Genomic DNA, 14,822 nt, shown 5'->3' with positions numbered 1-14,822 from the left:
GCTGGCTCCCACATTTGTTTGTGGTGTGCCCAAGGTTTTATGTCAGTTGTTAGGGTGCCGTTTCTAATTTTTCTCCCTACTTTGTGCCTGAGCCCGACACTTTCGCGGGCAGTTCCTCAAACCTTCTGCGCGTGAGGTGCACCATGGCCAAAGTTATTTTGAAGAAAAAAATCGACGCTTCGACGAATGCTCTGAGCGACGTTAAATCCTATGCCCGCAAGATCTGGCTGGCAGGCCTGGGGGCCTACGCCAGGGTTGGCCAGGAAGGTAGCGAGTACTTTCAAGAGTTGATCGAGGCGGGTCAAACTGTTGAAACCAAAGGTAAAAAAGTAGTTGCCGAGAAACTTGAAGCGGCTAACACAGAGATCGATGAAGCCAAGAGTGAAGTGAGCACTTTCAAAGGCAAAGTCGAACTTCAACTCGACAAGGTCGAGAAGGCTTTTGACTCGCGTGTCGCAAGTGCCTTGAATCGTATCGGCATTCCGTCTAAACATGACGTTGAGACACTCTCTGCTAAGCTCGATGAGCTGACGGCATTGCTCGAACGCGTCGCGCGTAAATCTTAAGGAGAACGGGATGGCTGGTAAAAAGAACACCGAAAAAGAAGGCAGCTCGTGGATCGGGAAAGTCGAAGACTACTCCCGCAAAATCTGGCTGGCTGGTTTAGGCGTGTACTCGAAGATCGACACTGACGGCAGCAAGCTCTTCGATACATTGGTTAAAGACGGCGAGAAAGCCGAGAAGCTCACCAAGAGCGCTGTCGGCAAAAAAGTCGATGACGTCAAGGATTCCGCTTCGTCGGCCAAGTCGCGCATCAGCGGCGTGAAAGATCGTGCGCTGGGCAAGTGGGATGAGCTGGAAGGGGCTTTCGACAAGCGTCTGAACAGCGCCATTTCGCGCCTGGGTGTACCGAGCCGCAATGAAGTGAAAGCGCTGCACAGCAAGGTCGATACCCTGACCAAGCAAATCGAAAGACTCACTGGCGCCAAGGTGGCGCCTGTTGCGGCGAAAACCGCAGCGGCCAAACCTGCTGCCAAGCCGCTGGCAAAAGCTGCCGCTAAACCGGTCGCTAAAGCCGCGTCGAAAGTCGCCTCCGCAGCAAAGTCCGCTACTAAAACTGCCGCTGCTAAACCTGCAGCAGCCAAGGCAGCGGTCAAATCGGTCGCCGCCAAAGCAGCAGCCAAACCAGCGGCTAAACCGGCCGCCAAGCCAGCGGCAAAACCTGCCGTAGCGAAGAAGCCAGCAGTGAAAAAGCCGGCCGCTCCTAAAGCTGCCGCACCAAAACCAGCAGTGGCTGCCGCCAAACCGGCTACCCCGGTCAGCCCAGCGAACTCTGCTGCTGCACCGACCCCTGCTGTAACCCCGACTGCCGCGCCAGCTCCATCGACGCCAACCAGTCAGTCCTGATGATCGTTCCCACGCTCTGCGTGGGAATGCCTCACCGGACGCTCCGCGTCCATTGCGGCAGTGACGCGGAGCGTCACCGGCTGCATTCCCACGCGGAGCATGGGAACGATCACGCCCGGCCTGCAAAGGTCGGGCGTTTTTGTTTGTGCACGGTTCTGCACACACGGCGGCCCCTGTGGGAGCTAGCCTGCTAGCGATAGCGGTTCATCAGTAAACAACAATGTCGACGGATAAATCGCTATCGCTAGCAGGCTAGCTCCCACAGGGGGCGACGGTGTTCAGGGGTTAATCGTGTTCTTCGAGGTATTGCAGTGCCAACTGCTCCGTCGCCACTTTTATCGGCGGCAGCAAATGCGGCGCCACCAGCATCATGATCTGATACACCACCAGCCTGACTTCACCCTCGCGATCGAGAATCCGCTGATAGTCCAGCGAGAACAGCAACGTCATGGTGATCTGCTCCACCAACTGCCCCAGCGCTTGCGTATCGCTGACCAACTGCCCCTGAGCCTTCAAGCGCGCCAGCAATGAAGCCAGCGTGCGCTTCAGTGCATTGAGCAGATTGCGGATGCCCTTGGCCAGTTTCGGCAAACGTCCCGCCAGGTTCGACAGGTCCTGAAACAGAAACCGGTAATGGGCCAACCGTTCGACGATCAGGTGCAGGAACAGCCAGTAATCCTCCGGTGCCAATTCCACATCGGCCGGAGGATCAAGCAGTGGCGCAAGTTCGGCCTGGAAACGCTCGAACAATCCGAGAATCAACGGTTCCTTGCCGTGGAAGTGGTAGTAAAGGTTGCCTGGGCTGATGCCCATTTCGTTGGCAACTTCCATGGTCGAAACGTTCGGTTCACCCTTCTGATTGAACAATTGCAGGGCACATTCGAGGATCCGGTCGCGGGTTTTCATCCAGTCTTCTTAATGGTCGGATTCTGCCAGGCTTAAACCCTGTAGGAGCCGGCTTGCTGGCGATAGCATCACTGCGGTGGGTCGTGTAACCGCGGTGATGCTATCGCCAGCAAGCCGGCTCCTACAGGGTGCAGCGTCTGGCCGTGGTGTGTTGAGCGTCAGCGCACACGTACGTAAGTGCCGGGTGCCGCCTCCAGCGGAGGATAGTTCTGGTTGCCGAGGGTCATGTGGGTTTCTTTTTGCGCGCCCGAGCGTTCCTGAATCCAGCCCAGCCATTGTGTCCACCAGCTACCGTCGACTTGCTTGGCGTCGTAATACCAGGCCCGTGGGTCGCTGCTCAGTTTTGCGCTCTCGACAAAGTTGGCTTTCGGGTTCGATGGCGGGTTGAGGATGCTCTGCACATGACCGCTGTTGGACAGCACGAAGCGGCGCTCGCCACCCAGCAGCAGCGTCGAGCGATACACCGCATCCCACGGCGTGATGTGGTCGTTGATGCCGGCCACACTGAAGCTGTCGACGGTGACTTTCTGCAAGTCGATCGGCGTTCCGCACACTTCCAAACCGCCCGAATGACCCAGCGGGTTGTGCTTGAAGAAGTCCAGCAGGTCGCCATGCAAGGCCGCCGGCAGGCGCGTGTTGTCGTTGTTCCAGTAGAGAATGTCGAACGCTGGCGGCTCCTTGCCCAGCAGGTAGTTGTTGACGAAATAGCTCCAGATCAAATCGTTGGGGCGCATCCAGGCGAACACCTTGGCCATGTCGCGGCCGTCCAGCACCCCTTTCTGATAGGAGCGACGCTTGGCCGCTTCCAGGGTCTGTTCGTCGGCGAAAAGCGTGGCCGGGCTGTCCATCTGACTGTCGAGCAGGCTCACCAGGTATGTCGCGCTGGACACCCGCCGCAGTTGCCGCTTGGCCTGCAAGTGGCCTTGCAGCGCGGCGATGGTCAGCCCGCCGGCGCAAGCGCCCATCAGGTTGACTTCGCGAGCACCGGTGATCGACCGGCAGACGTTCATCGCTTCTTCCACCGCTTCGACGTAGGTCGACAGACCCCATTCACGGTGACGCACATCCGGATTGCGCCAGCTGATCATGAACGTCTGCAGGCCGTTTTTCAGGGCGAACTGGACGAAGCTGTTGTGCGGGCTCAGGTCGAAAATGTAGTACTTGTTGATCTGTGGCGGCACCACCAGCAGCGGTTTGGAATACTGCTTTTCGCTCATTGGCTTGTATTGGATCAGCTCCAGCAGCTCATTACGAAACACCACGGAACCGGTGGTGGTGGCCACCGTTTTGCCGACCTCGAAAGAGTGCTTGGTGACTTGCCGGGGCAGGCCATCGTTGTGCAGGAAGTCGTCGAACAGGTGGCTGATGCCGCGCACCAGGCTGTTGCCGCCGGAGTTGAAGATTTCCTTGATCGCCAACGGATTGAGCAGGGTGTTGGACGGCGCCACGGCGTCATTGAGCAAGGCGAACGCGAAGTGGGCGCGAGCGCGATCGTCCGGGTTCATGTTGCTCTCGTCGATCCAGCTTTTGACCTGCTTCTGCCAGCTCAGGTAAGCCTGCAAGCTGCGGCGATAAAACGGGTTGAGACTCCACGCCGGGTCGGCGAAGCGATTGTCCTGCGGGTTGGTCGGGTGCAGGGTTTCACCCAGCAGCACGCGGCCCAGTTGGCCGCCCAGTTTCAAGGCATGTCGGGCGCTGTGCACCGGGTTGCGCAGGCCATGGGCGGCAACGCTGCGCAAGGTCGACAGCAGATCCCGGCCGCGCAGGCCGGTGATCGCACTTTGTGCGTTGATGAACGCGGCGGGAGTGGGCAAAAAGTCCCTCGGTGGTTTGTCGCGCATGTGTCAACACTCCTTCGTCATTCAGGCCAAATACAAACACATCGAACCAGAACACCATAGACGCTGTTACGGGTTGTTGCGCGGTGCGGCGTCCTGCCGACCGACAATGGGCCGGTTAACCGCCCAATGGCGTCGGATGCGGATGCATCACGGCGCGCTGACGTTCCTCCTCGAGGAATTTCATGATGATCGGTGCCACGGCTTCAGCGCGGGTAATCAGGAACAGATGCCCGTCATCGATGATGTGTAACTGAGCATTGGGGATTCGCCAGGCGAGTACGCGCATGTTGATCAGCGGGATCAGTGGATCGTCGTCGCCGGCCAGCACCAAGGTCGGCTGATGGATCTTGTGCAGCCAGTGAATGCTGGTCCAGCCAAGCCCGGCGAACAGCTGCCAGTAGTAACCGAGCTTGCCCGCCGAGCGGACCTTGGCGGCATGGCTGGCGGCCAGGGTCGGATCGCGACGGAACGAACCGCCATAAATCATCGGCGCAATGCGGATCACGTGAGACGGCTGGATGTAGCGCCGAGGGCTGGCCATCATCCACAGCACTTTCGGTTTGCCCGGCACCATCACCGCACCGGCCGCCGTGGCCGCCAGCACGAGTTTCTTGCAGCGCTCGGGATAGTCGTACGCGAACTGCTGGGCGAGGGCGCCACCCCAGGAAACGCCGATGACGTTGACTTTCCCGTAGTCGAGGTAATCGAGCATCCGCGCCGTGAGTTTCGACAGGCCTGGAAAGCGATACGGCCGATTGGGCGTCGACGAACCGCCGACACCGGGTACGTCGAAAGCGATGACTTCCAGGTCCGGGTCCAGCGCCGCGACGAACGGAAACACCAGCTCCAGGTTGGCGCCGATGCCGTTGAAAATCAGCAAGGGCGTCAAGTGAGGCTTGCCGGGGCGTACTGCCGTGCGGAGGGTCTGGCCATCCAGGTCGACAGTACGGAATATGAACGGTTGCGGCATGCTTCAGGCCCTGTGGGTTAATTATCCCGGTCCCTTGTAGGAGCGAAGCTTGCTCGCGAAGGCGTCAAGTCAGTCGACATCCATGTTGAATGAATGACTGCTTTCGCGAGCAAGCTTCGCTCCTACAGAGGGCGGGGTGTGTCGGTTACCGCTCGTGTACGTAAGTGCCTGGCGCCGACTCGCCTGCCGGATAAGCCTTGTTGCCCAGGCTCGCCGGGGATTTCTTCAGCTTGCCCGAACGCTCGGCCTGCCAGGCCTGCCAGTGCAGCCACCAGGAGTCAGTGTGCTTGGTGGAATTCTCTTGCCATTCTTCGGCTTTGACCGGCATCTCCGTGCTGGTCATGTAGCGTGATTTCGGGTTGCCCGGCGGGTTCAGAATGCTCTGGATATGCCCGCTGCTGGACAGCACGAATTCAACCTTGCCGCCGAACAACTGCGCCGACTTGTAGCAGGACTTCCACGGGGTGATGTGGTCGTTGGTGCCGGCCAGGGAAAAGATGTCGGCCGTGACCTGCTTCAGATCGATCGGCGTACCGCACACTTCCAGTGCATCGGGACGGATCAGTGGATTGCTTTTGAACATTTCGATCAGGTCGCCGTGGAATGCGGCGGGTAACCGGGTGGTGTCGTTGTTCCAGAACAGAATGTCGAACACCGGTGGCTCGTTGCCCAGCAGGTAATTGTTGACCCAGTAGTTCCAGATCAAATCGTTGGGGCGCATCCAGGCGAAGACCTTCGCCATGTCGCGGCCTTCCAGCACGCCGGCCTGATAGGAATGACGCTTGGCGGCTTCGAGGGTCTGTTCGTCAACGAACAGGGCCACGTCGCTGTCCAGGGTGGTGTCCAGCACGCTGACCAGCAATGTGAGGGCGTTGACCTTCTTCTCGCCGATCGCGGCGTAGTGGCCCAGCAGCGCGGTGCAGGTGATGCCCCCGGAGCAGGCACCGAGCATGTTCACGTCTTTGCTGCCGGTGATCGCGGTGACCACGTCGACCGCTTCCTTGAGTGCCTCGATGTAGGTCGACAGACCCCACTCGCGCTGCTCCTTGGTCGGGTTGCGCCAGCTGACGATGAACGTCTGCACGTTGTTGCGCAGGCAGAAACGCGCCAGGCTCTTGTCCGGGCTCAAGTCGAATACATAAAACTTGTTGATCTGCGGCGGCACCACCAGCAGCGGACGCTCGTGCACCTGCTCGGTGATCGGGCGGTACTGGATCAGTTCCAGCACGTCGTTGCGGAACACCACCGCGCCTTCGGTCACCCCCAGGCTCTTGCCGACTTCGAACGCACCCATGTTGACCTGGCTCGGCATACCGCCGTTGTGTACCAGATCCTTGGCCAGATGCGAGAGGCCGTCGAGCAGGCTTTTGCCGCCGGTTTCGAAGAAGCGTTTGACCGCTGCCGGGTTGGCCGCACTGTTGGTCGGCGCCATCGCTTCGGTCATGAGGTTGATCACGAAATGCCCGCGACTGACGTCTTTGGGCGGCAGATTGCTGTCGTCGATCCAGTCGTGGAGTTCCTTGCGCCACGCCAGGTAAGTTTGCAAATAACGTTTGTAGAGCGGGTTCTGGCTCCATGCCGGATCGGCAAAGCGACGGTCATCGCTTGTGGGGTGAAGCTCCGATTTACCGAACAACACGTTCTTCAGTTCAAGGCCGAAATGGGCAACATGTTTGGCACTGTGAATCGGTTGTTTAATGGCCTGCCTGAGCACCATTCGAGCAGACGCCAATAGATCCTTTCCACGCAGCCCAACGACAGGATTCAGCCCCAAGGTGTTTTCCGAGGCTTGATACTTCAAGTCATCGTTATTCTTGTTACTCATCTACGACGCTCCATTGTCCTGAGACGAGTACCTGGGTCCAGCTGTGAAGTGACACAGCCAATGCCAGGTACTTCTGCTCGGGTGACCGTTAATTCTGCATCACTGCTTTTTACGGCAGAGAGCACTGCAGGGAACTTGCCAGTTCCATTGGTTACCCGAGTTTAATTTTTTTCGCAAGCGGGCCAATCATTGACCCAGGAGCGGAGCATTCAAACAGATGGAATTAGAAAATGCCCTCTAAAGAGCAAGAGGCCTGACCTAGAGCATCAGCTTGACGATGGATTCATTCGGATCGCGGGTTTTTCCGGCGGCTTTCAGTTCGGCAAGATAATCGTTCCAAAGGTCGTCCTGACGCACGCCCAACTGGTACAGATATTCCCAGGTGAACAGGCCGCTGTCGTGGCCGTCGTCGAAGGTCAATTTCAGTGCGTACTGACCGGCCGGTTCTACCTTGGTCAGGCCTACGCCGATCTTGCCAAATTGCAGGATAGGTTTGCCGTGGCCCTGGACTTCGGCGGAAGGAGAGTGCACGCGAAGGAACTCGGCGGGCAGGTGATGTTCTTCGCCGGACGCATATTTCAGCGACAGGGTTTTCGAGGCTTTGTGCAGTTTGATGTCGGTGGGGAGTTGGGTCATGGCCTGAGTTCCGTTATGGATGGAACCCTGTAGGAGCGAAGCTTGCTCGCGAAAGCGTCAGTTCAGTCGACATGTCTGTTGAATGAATGACCGATTTCGCGAGCAAGCTTCGCTCCTACAAGTTTGGCTTACAGGATATAACGGGACAGGTCTTCGTTCTGTGCCAATTCGCCCAGGTGACTGTTGACGTACTCGGCGTCGATCAGGATCACCTTGTCGTCATGGGCGCTGGCCAGGTCGCCGGCGCTGAACGACACTTCTTCGAGCAGGCGCTCGAGCAAGGTGTGCAGGCGACGGGCACCGATGTTCTCAGTCTTCTCATTGACCTGCCAGGCGATCTCGGCGATGCGCTTGATGCCGTCCGGCTGGAACTCGATGACCAGGCCTTCGGTTTTCAGCAAGGCGCAATACTGCTCGGTGAGCGACGCGTGCGGCTCGCTGAGGATGCGCTCGAAGTCTTCCGGCGTCAGCGCCTTCAGCTCGACACGAATCGGCAGACGACCTTGCAGCTCCGGCACCAGGTCGCTCGGCTTGCTCAAGTGGAACGCACCGGAGGCGATGAACAGGATGTGGTCAGTCTTGACCATGCCCAGCTTGGTGTTGACGGTGCAGCCTTCGATCAGTGGCAGCAAGTCACGCTGCACGCCTTCACGGGACACATCGACGCCGCCGGAATTGCCGCGCTTGGCGACCTTGTCGATTTCGTCGATGAACACGATGCCGTGCTGCTCGACGGCTTCCAGCGCCTTGGCCTTCAACTCTTCATCATTGACCAGGCGACTGGCTTCTTCGTCACGCACCAGTTTCAGCGCTTCCTTGACCTTGATCTTGCGGTTTTTCTTTTTGCCCTTGCCCATGTTGGCGAACAGACTCTGCAACTGGTTGGTCATTTCTTCCATGCCCGGTGGCGCGGAGATATCGACGCCGGCCATTTCGGCGACTTCGATTTCGATCTCCTTGTCATCCAGCTGACCTTCGCGCAGGCGCTTGCGGAACAGCTGGCGGGTGTTGGAGTCGGCCGACGGGGCGTCGTCATTGTTGAAGCCCATGCGTGCCGGTGGCAGCAGGGCGTCGAGGATGCGCTCTTCAGCGGCATCTTCGGCGCGGTGGCGAACCTTGGTCATTTCCTGTTCGCGCAGCAGCTTGATCGCTGCGTCAGCCAGGTCACGAATGATCGATTCAACGTCGCGACCGACGTAGCCGACTTCAGTGAATTTGGTCGCTTCGACTTTGATGAACGGCGCGTTGGCAAGCTTGGCCAGGCGACGGGCGATTTCGGTTTTACCGACACCGGTCGGGCCGATCATCAGGATGTTTTTTGGCGTTACTTCAACGCGCAGCTCTTCGGGCAGCTGCATCCGGCGCCAGCGGTTACGCAGCGCGATGGCGACGGCGCGCTTGGCATCGTCCTGGCCGATGATGTGGCGATTGAGTTCGTGGACGATTTCACGGGGAGTCATGGACATAGTAATTGGCGGTCCTCAAGCAAAAGTGAGCCGTGGCACTAAGGCCGAAACAGGCTTACTCGGCGAGGTCCTGCTCCTCAATGGTGAAGGTGTGGTTGGTGAATACGCAGATGTCGCCGGCGATACCGAGCGCGGTTTCGACGATTTCGCGAGCCGACAGATCGGTTTTCTTCAGCAGCGCGCTGGCGGCGGCCTGGGCGTAACCGCCACCGGAACCCATGGCGATCAGGCCTTCTTCGGGTTCGACCACGTCGCCGTTGCCGGTGATGATCAGGGAGGCGTCTTTGTTGGCGACCGCGAGCATGGCTTCGAGGCGGCTGAGGGTGCGGTCAGTACGCCATTCTTTGGCGAGCTCGACAGCGGCGCGAACCAGGTGGCCCTGATGTTTCTCAAGCTGGCCTTCGAAACGCTCGAAGAGGGTGAAGGCGTCAGCGGTGGCCCCGGCAAAACCGGCGATCACCTGACCGTGGTACAGGCGACGAACTTTCTTCGCGTTGCCTTTCATCACGGTATTGCCGAGAGAAACCTGGCCGTCGCCGCCCATGACGACTTTGCCGTGGCGGCGAACTGAAACGATGGTGGTCAAGGGAGAGTCTCCACGCAGCGGGGCGAAAATGCCTTATGCCAACTCATATGGGGGTGGTGATGGGTTTTTCAACTGCGGGGCGCGGGAGGGGACGAGCGGTGTTACGCGGGAAAGGTTGTGTTGTCTGGTCTGACGTCTTCGCGGGCAAGCCTCGCTCCTACAGGGAGTAAGCAATCCTTGTAGGAGCGAGGCTTGCCCGCGAAGAACGATAACGCGGTCTTGCTGAGGGAGTCAGCGGTTCTGGCGTTGTTGTAACAACAGGTTGCTGAAGCCGGCGCCGGACAGTTGTTTCTGCGCCGTGGTCAGCTGTTCGCGGTTACTGAACGGTCCGACCAACACCCGATACCAGGTTTCGTCCTTCACTGTCCCGGATTCAACCGCCACGGCCTGCCCCAGAAGAATGATCTGCGCCCGAACCTTGTCCGCGTCAGCCTCCTTGCGGAACGAACCGGCCTGGAGGAAGAACTTGGTCACCGGTGCCGCTTTGGACACTGGTGGCGCTGGCGGCGGAGTGATTCCGGCCAGTGCGGCCTGAGCGCGCGCAGTGTCGATCTTCGCCGCTTGCTCCGGTGTCACCGGTGTGGTCGGAACCGCCGGCACTTGTGGCGTCGGCAGGGTTTTCTCCGGCACGGCATCCGGCGGCACGATGACTTCCGATTCCGGCAGCAAGGTGTAGAAGTCGTACTTCGGCTTCACCGGTTGCGTCGGGCTCGGCGGGGTCTTGTTGGCCTCGGCGATCTTGGTGGCTTTCTGCTGTTCGATCTTCTCGCGCTTGACGCTCTCGCTGCCCTTGCCCGGCTCCAGTTTCATCAGGAACACAATGAACGCGCCGACCGTCAGGCCGATCGCCATCCACAGCCAGCCCGGGATCGGTTGCTTTGCAGGAGCTTGGTAACGGCTGGCGCCACGCTTGGGTGCAGGTTTTTTCTTGGCAGCCAACTTACATACGCTCCAGAGTTTCCAGACCCAAGAGTTCCAGGCCTTGCTTGAGAGTGCGGCCGGTCAGCGCGGCGAGGCGCAGGCGGCTCTGCATTTGCGCCGGGGTGTCGGCGCTGAGGATCGGGCAGTTCTCGTAGAAACTGGAGAACAGGCCGGCGACATCGTACAGGTAGGTGCACAGGGTGTGCGGCGTGCCTTTGTCGGAAACGTTGTTCAACACTTCGCCGAACTGCGCGAGCTTGGCTGCCAGTTCGTGTTCGTGGGCGGCTTCGAGAACGATCTGGCCTTCGACTTCGCTGAAATCCTTGCCAAGTTTGCGGAACACGCCGGCCACGCGGGTGTAGGCGTACAGCAGATACGGCGCGGTGTTGCCTTCGAAGTTCAGCATCTGGTCGAAGTTGAAGCTGTAGTCGCTGGTGCGGTGCTTGGACAGGTCGGCGTATTTCACCGCGCCAATGCCCACAACCTTGGCGATGTTGCGCAATTCGTCTTCGGCCAGCTCCGGGTTCTTGTCCTTCACCAGGGTGTAGGCGCGTTCCTGGGCTTCGGTCAGCAGGTCGATCAGCTTCACGGTGCCGCCATCACGGGTCTTGAACGGACGGCCATCGGCGCCGTTCATGGTGCCGAAGCCCATGTGTTCCATTTCCATCGGATGCGTCACGAAGCCGGCCTTGCGGGCAACCGCGAACACCTGCTGGAAGTGCAGCGCCTGACGCTGGTCGACGAAGTACAGCGCGCGGTCAGCCTTGAGCTTGCCGCTGCGATAACGCACGGCCGCCAGGTCGGTGGTGGCGTAGAGGTAGCCGCCATCGGCCTTGACGATGATCACCGGCAGCGGGTCACCATCGGCGTTCTTGAACTCGTCGAGGAACACGCACTGCGCGCCATTACTCTCGACCAGCATGCCCGCAGCCTTGAGGTCGTTGACCACGTTGATCAGGTCGTCGTTATAGGCGCTTTCGCCCATCACGTCGGCCATGGTCAGTTTGACGTTCAGCAGCTCGTAGATTTTCTGGCAGTGGGACAGCGAGATGTCCTTGAACTTGGTCCACAGCGCCAGGCAGTCCGGGTCGCCGGCTTGCAGCTTGACCACCAGGCCACGGGCGCGATCGGCGAACTCTTCGGATTCGTCGAAGCGTTGCTTGGCGGCGCGGTAGAAGTTTTCCAAGTCCGACAGCTCATCGCTGGTGATCGGGTTTTCCTGCAGATACGCCATCAGCATGCCGAACTGGGTGCCCCAGTCGCCGACGTGGTTCTGACGGACGACGTCGTCGCCAAGGAACTCCAGAACGCGCGCCACGCCGTCGCCGATAATGGTCGAACGCAAGTGGCCGACGTGCATCTCTTTGGCCAGGTTCGGCGCCGACAGGTCGACGACGGTGCGTTGTGCCGGGCCGGCCTTGCGCACGCCGATGTGCTCATCGGCCAGGGCGGCGTCCAGGCGAGTGGCCAAGGCATCAGTGTTCTGGAAAAAGTTCAGGAAGCCCGGGCCGGCGATTTCGGTCTTGGTGACGTTTTCGTCAGCCGGCAGCGCAGCGATGATTTTCTCTGCAAGATCACGCGGCTTCATGCCCGCCGGTTTGGCCAGCATCATGGCGATGTTGCTGGCGAAGTCGCCGTTCTTCTTGTCACGGGAGTTTTCCACCTGGATCGCCGGCGACAGGCCTTCAGGCAACACACCTTCGTTGACGAGTTGGGTGATGGCTTGTTGGATCAGCTGGCGAATGGTGTCTTTCATGGTGTTCTCTTTCGACCGCAAGCGCGGCGGCGCCTGGATGCGCTAGTGGAAAAACTGGGCATTATCCGTTGCGAAGACGGGCTTGCCAACTATAGCGGGCAGGTTATGGATATGTGGTGACAAATAGTCAGCCTTCGCGGGCAAGCCTCGCTCCTACAGAGACCATGCGCATACCTGTAGGAGCGAGGCTTGCCCGCGAAGGCGATGGCCCAATCAATACAAATCGACGGGATCGACGTCCAATGACCAACGCACCGCCCGCCCACTCGGCATCTGCTCCAGCATCAGCAACCAACTGCTCAACAGTCGGTGCAACGGCGCCCGGGCCGTGGCCTGCAACAACAATTGCGCACGATAACGCCCGGCCCGACGTTCCATCGGCGCCGGAACTGGTCCAAGCAACTCAATTCCGGTCAGATTCTGCTCAGCCAACAAACGCTCGGCTTCGCTGCACGCCTCATCAAGAAACCCTTCGGCCTGCCCCGGTTTGTGCGCTTCGGCCCGCAGCAACGCCAAATGCGCAAACGGCGGCAATCCCGCAGAGCAACGCTCACTCAAAGCCTGTTCGGCAAAGGCGAAATAGCCTTGTTCGGTCAATTGCACCAGCAGCGGATGATCGGCCAGGTGCGTCTGGATAATCACCTTGCCGGGCTCTTCGGCTCGACCGGCACGGCCTGCAACCTGAACGATCAGCTGCGCCATGCGCTCGCTGGCGCGGAAGTCGCCGGAGAACAGCCCGCCATCGGCATCGAGGATCGACACCAGGGTTACCCGTGGAAAGTGGTGCCCTTTGGCAAGCATTTGCGTGCCGACCAGAATGCACGGCTGGCCTTTCTGGATGGTGGCGAACAGTTGATTCATCGCGTCTTTGCGCGAGGTGCTGTCGCGGTCGACCCGCAGCACCGGGACGTCCGGAAATAGAATCGCCAAGCGTTCTTCCGCACGCTCAGTGCCGGCACCCACCGGCCGCAAATCGACCTTGCCGCATTTCGGGCAGTGCCGAGGCACGCGCTCGACGTAGCCGCAATGGTGGCAGCGCAGTTCACCGGAGCGTTGGTGAACGGTCATTCGTGCATCGCAGCGCTGACACTCGGACATCCAGCCGCAATCGTGGCACAGCAGCGTCGGCGCAAAACCGCGACGATTGAGAAAAACCAGCACTTGCTGACCGGCCGCCAGGGTTTGGCCAATCGCTTGCTGCATCGGCCCGGAAATACCGCTGTCCAGTGGACGGCTTTTGACATCCAGGCGCAGGAATCGCGGTTGCTTGGCGCCGCCAGCACGCTCGTTCAGTCGCAGGAGGCCGTACCGACCGGTGTAGGCGTTGTGCAGGCTTTCCAGCGAAGGTGTGGCGGAGCCGAGGACAATCGGGATGTTTTCCTGCCGCGCGCGCACCAACGCCAGATCGCGGGCGTGATAACGCAAACCTTCCTGCTGTTTATACGAGCCGTCGTGCTCTTCGTCGATGATGATCAGGCCGGGGTTTTTCATCGGCGTGAACAGCGCGGAACGGGTGCCGATAATGATGTCGGCGTCACCGTCCCGGGCGGCGAGCCAGGCTTCGAGGCGCTCGCGATCATTGACCGCCGAGTGAATCAGGGCGATGCGCGCATTGAAACGTTGCTCGAAGCGCGCCAGGGTCTGGGGGCCGAGGTTGATCTCCGGGATCAACACCAGCGCTTGCTTGCCGGCTTCGAGGGTTTCGCGAATCAGCTGCAAATAGACTTCGGTCTTGCCGCTGCCGGTGACGCCGGCCAGCAGGAACGCGTGATAACTGTCGAACCCGGCGCGAATCGCCTCATAGGCGGCGCGCTGCTCAGGGTTGAGGGGCAACTCCGGTTGTGCCAGCCAGTGTTCGTGGCGAGCGCCGGGGGCGTGCTTGCGGATTTCCACCTGCACCAGATCCTTGGCCAGCAACAGATCCAGGCTGTCCTTGCTCAGCATCAACTTGCTCAGCAACTGATGGGCTACGCCGTGGGGATGCTGGGCCAAGGTGGCCAAAGCTTCGCGCTGGCGCGGCGCACGGGCGATGCGCGGATCATCAAGGCTGGCGCCGGGCGCGGCGGACCAGAAGCGTTCCTGGCGTGCCTCGGCCAGTTCGCCTTGTCGCAACAACACCGGCAGCGCCCAGCTCAAGGTGTCGCCGAGGCTGTGCTGGTAATACTGCGATGTCCACAGGCACAGCTTGAACAGCGCAGGCGGCAACGGCGGCGTGGCGTCGAGCAGGGCCAGGGCGGGCTTGAGCTTTTCTACCGGCACTTCGCTGGTGTCGGTGACCTCCACCAGAATCCCGATCATCTCCCGCCGGCCGAACGGCACCCGCAGGCGCATGCCCGGTTGCAACTGGGCGCGCAGAACGCCGGCCGGGGCACGGTAATCGAACAGGCGGCGCAGCGGCGAAGGCAGGGCGAGGCGCAAAATGGCGTCGGGCACGCGGGGGATTCTCTTTGGGCGGGGCAGTAAATGAAACGCGGGCGCAATTCCTGTGGGACGGCGCTTTGGACCGGG

General features: G+C 60.1%; 12 protein-coding genes. 2 read left to right on the top strand and 10 right to left on the bottom strand.

What is annotated here, in order from left to right:
* Positions 1–143 precede the first annotated feature (143 nt).
* Together ACYZT6_RS24165 and ACYZT6_RS24160 are read left to right on the top strand one after the other, a co-directional pair.
* Positions 144–566 carry a phasin family protein gene (locus ACYZT6_RS24165; RefSeq protein WP_462028934.1) on the top strand — a complete coding sequence of 141 codons (423 nt, stop codon included), beginning with the start codon at positions 144–146 and terminating at the stop codon, positions 564–566.
* Between the two features lie 10 nt (positions 567–576).
* Positions 577–1,407 (top strand): phasin family protein, encoded by an 831-nt coding sequence (locus ACYZT6_RS24160; RefSeq protein ID WP_462028933.1) that lies wholly within the window; start codon positions 577–579, stop codon positions 1,405–1,407.
* A gap of 285 nt (positions 1,408–1,692) precedes the next feature.
* On the opposite strand, the gene ACYZT6_RS24155 is transcribed toward ACYZT6_RS24160, so the two are convergent.
* The 10 genes from ACYZT6_RS24155 to ACYZT6_RS24110 all read right to left on the bottom strand — a co-directional run bounded on the left by ACYZT6_RS24155 (position 1,693) and on the right by ACYZT6_RS24110 (position 14,747).
* Complete coding sequence (locus tag ACYZT6_RS24155; protein ID WP_140680643.1) at positions 1,693–2,313, bottom strand: TetR/AcrR family transcriptional regulator; 621 nt, start codon at positions 2,311–2,313, stop codon at positions 1,693–1,695.
* Between the two features lie 158 nt (positions 2,314–2,471).
* Complete coding sequence (gene phaC / locus ACYZT6_RS24150; protein ID WP_462028932.1) at positions 2,472–4,154, bottom strand: class II poly(R)-hydroxyalkanoic acid synthase; 1,683 nt, start codon at positions 4,152–4,154, stop codon at positions 2,472–2,474.
* 115 nt (positions 4,155–4,269) lie between these two features.
* A complete protein-coding gene (gene phaZ / locus ACYZT6_RS24145; protein WP_462028931.1) occupies positions 4,270–5,124 on the bottom strand; it encodes a poly(3-hydroxyalkanoate) depolymerase in 855 nt (284 codons plus the stop codon).
* 145 nt (positions 5,125–5,269) lie between these two features.
* Complete coding sequence (gene phaC, locus ACYZT6_RS24140; RefSeq protein WP_462028930.1) at positions 5,270–6,949, bottom strand: class II poly(R)-hydroxyalkanoic acid synthase; 1,680 nt, start codon at positions 6,947–6,949, stop codon at positions 5,270–5,272.
* Between the two features lie 258 nt (positions 6,950–7,207).
* Positions 7,208–7,585 (bottom strand): gamma-butyrobetaine hydroxylase family protein, encoded by a 378-nt coding sequence (locus ACYZT6_RS24135; protein ID WP_028621759.1) that lies wholly within the window; start codon positions 7,583–7,585, stop codon positions 7,208–7,210.
* A 128-nt stretch (positions 7,586–7,713) separates the two neighbouring features.
* Positions 7,714–9,051 (bottom strand): ATP-dependent protease ATPase subunit HslU, encoded by a 1,338-nt coding sequence (gene hslU, locus ACYZT6_RS24130; RefSeq protein ID WP_462028929.1) that lies wholly within the window; start codon positions 9,049–9,051, stop codon positions 7,714–7,716.
* A 55-nt stretch (positions 9,052–9,106) separates the two neighbouring features.
* Positions 9,107–9,637 carry an ATP-dependent protease subunit HslV gene (hslV, locus tag ACYZT6_RS24125; protein ID WP_030129223.1) on the bottom strand — a complete coding sequence of 177 codons (531 nt, stop codon included), beginning with the start codon at positions 9,635–9,637 and terminating at the stop codon, positions 9,107–9,109.
* A 231-nt stretch (positions 9,638–9,868) separates the two neighbouring features.
* A complete protein-coding gene (locus tag ACYZT6_RS24120) occupies positions 9,869–10,576 on the bottom strand; it encodes an SPOR domain-containing protein (protein WP_219093402.1) in 708 nt (235 codons plus the stop codon).
* Position 10,577: 1 nt separating this feature from the next.
* Positions 10,578–12,314: an arginine--tRNA ligase gene (gene argS / locus ACYZT6_RS24115; protein WP_462028928.1), complete on the bottom strand. Its 1,737-nt coding sequence runs from the start codon at positions 12,312–12,314 to the stop codon at positions 10,578–10,580.
* A 213-nt stretch (positions 12,315–12,527) separates the two neighbouring features.
* The gene (locus ACYZT6_RS24110; RefSeq protein ID WP_462028927.1) at positions 12,528–14,747 is read right to left on the bottom strand and encodes a primosomal protein N'; all 2,220 of its coding nucleotides are present in this window, start codon (positions 14,745–14,747) and stop codon (positions 12,528–12,530) included.
* Between the last annotated feature and the right edge of the window lie 75 nt (positions 14,748–14,822).

Source organism: Pseudomonas sp. RT6P73, assembly GCF_054897715.1.
The sequence above is the reverse complement of the archived record's forward strand: the minus strand, read 5'-3'. Positions and strand labels throughout refer to the sequence as shown.

Coding starts and splice junctions, on each gene's coding strand:
- ACYZT6_RS24165 (WP_462028934.1), top strand. CDS start 144: ATGGCCAAAGTTATTTTGAAGAAAAAAATCGACGCTTCGACGAATGCT.
- ACYZT6_RS24160 (WP_462028933.1), top strand. CDS start 577: ATGGCTGGTAAAAAGAACACCGAAAAAGAAGGCAGCTCGTGGATCGGG.
- ACYZT6_RS24155 (WP_140680643.1), bottom strand. CDS start 2,313: ATGAAAACCCGCGACCGGATCCTCGAATGTGCCCTGCAATTGTTCAAT.
- phaC (WP_462028932.1), bottom strand. CDS start 4,154: ATGCGCGACAAACCACCGAGGGACTTTTTGCCCACTCCCGCCGCGTTC.
- phaZ (WP_462028931.1), bottom strand. CDS start 5,124: ATGCCGCAACCGTTCATATTCCGTACTGTCGACCTGGATGGCCAGACC.
- phaC (WP_462028930.1), bottom strand. CDS start 6,949: ATGAGTAACAAGAATAACGATGACTTGAAGTATCAAGCCTCGGAAAAC.
- ACYZT6_RS24135 (WP_028621759.1), bottom strand. CDS start 7,585: ATGACCCAACTCCCCACCGACATCAAACTGCACAAAGCCTCGAAAACC.
- hslU (WP_462028929.1), bottom strand. CDS start 9,051: ATGTCCATGACTCCCCGTGAAATCGTCCACGAACTCAATCGCCACATC.
- argS (WP_462028928.1), bottom strand. CDS start 12,314: ATGAAAGACACCATTCGCCAGCTGATCCAACAAGCCATCACCCAACTC.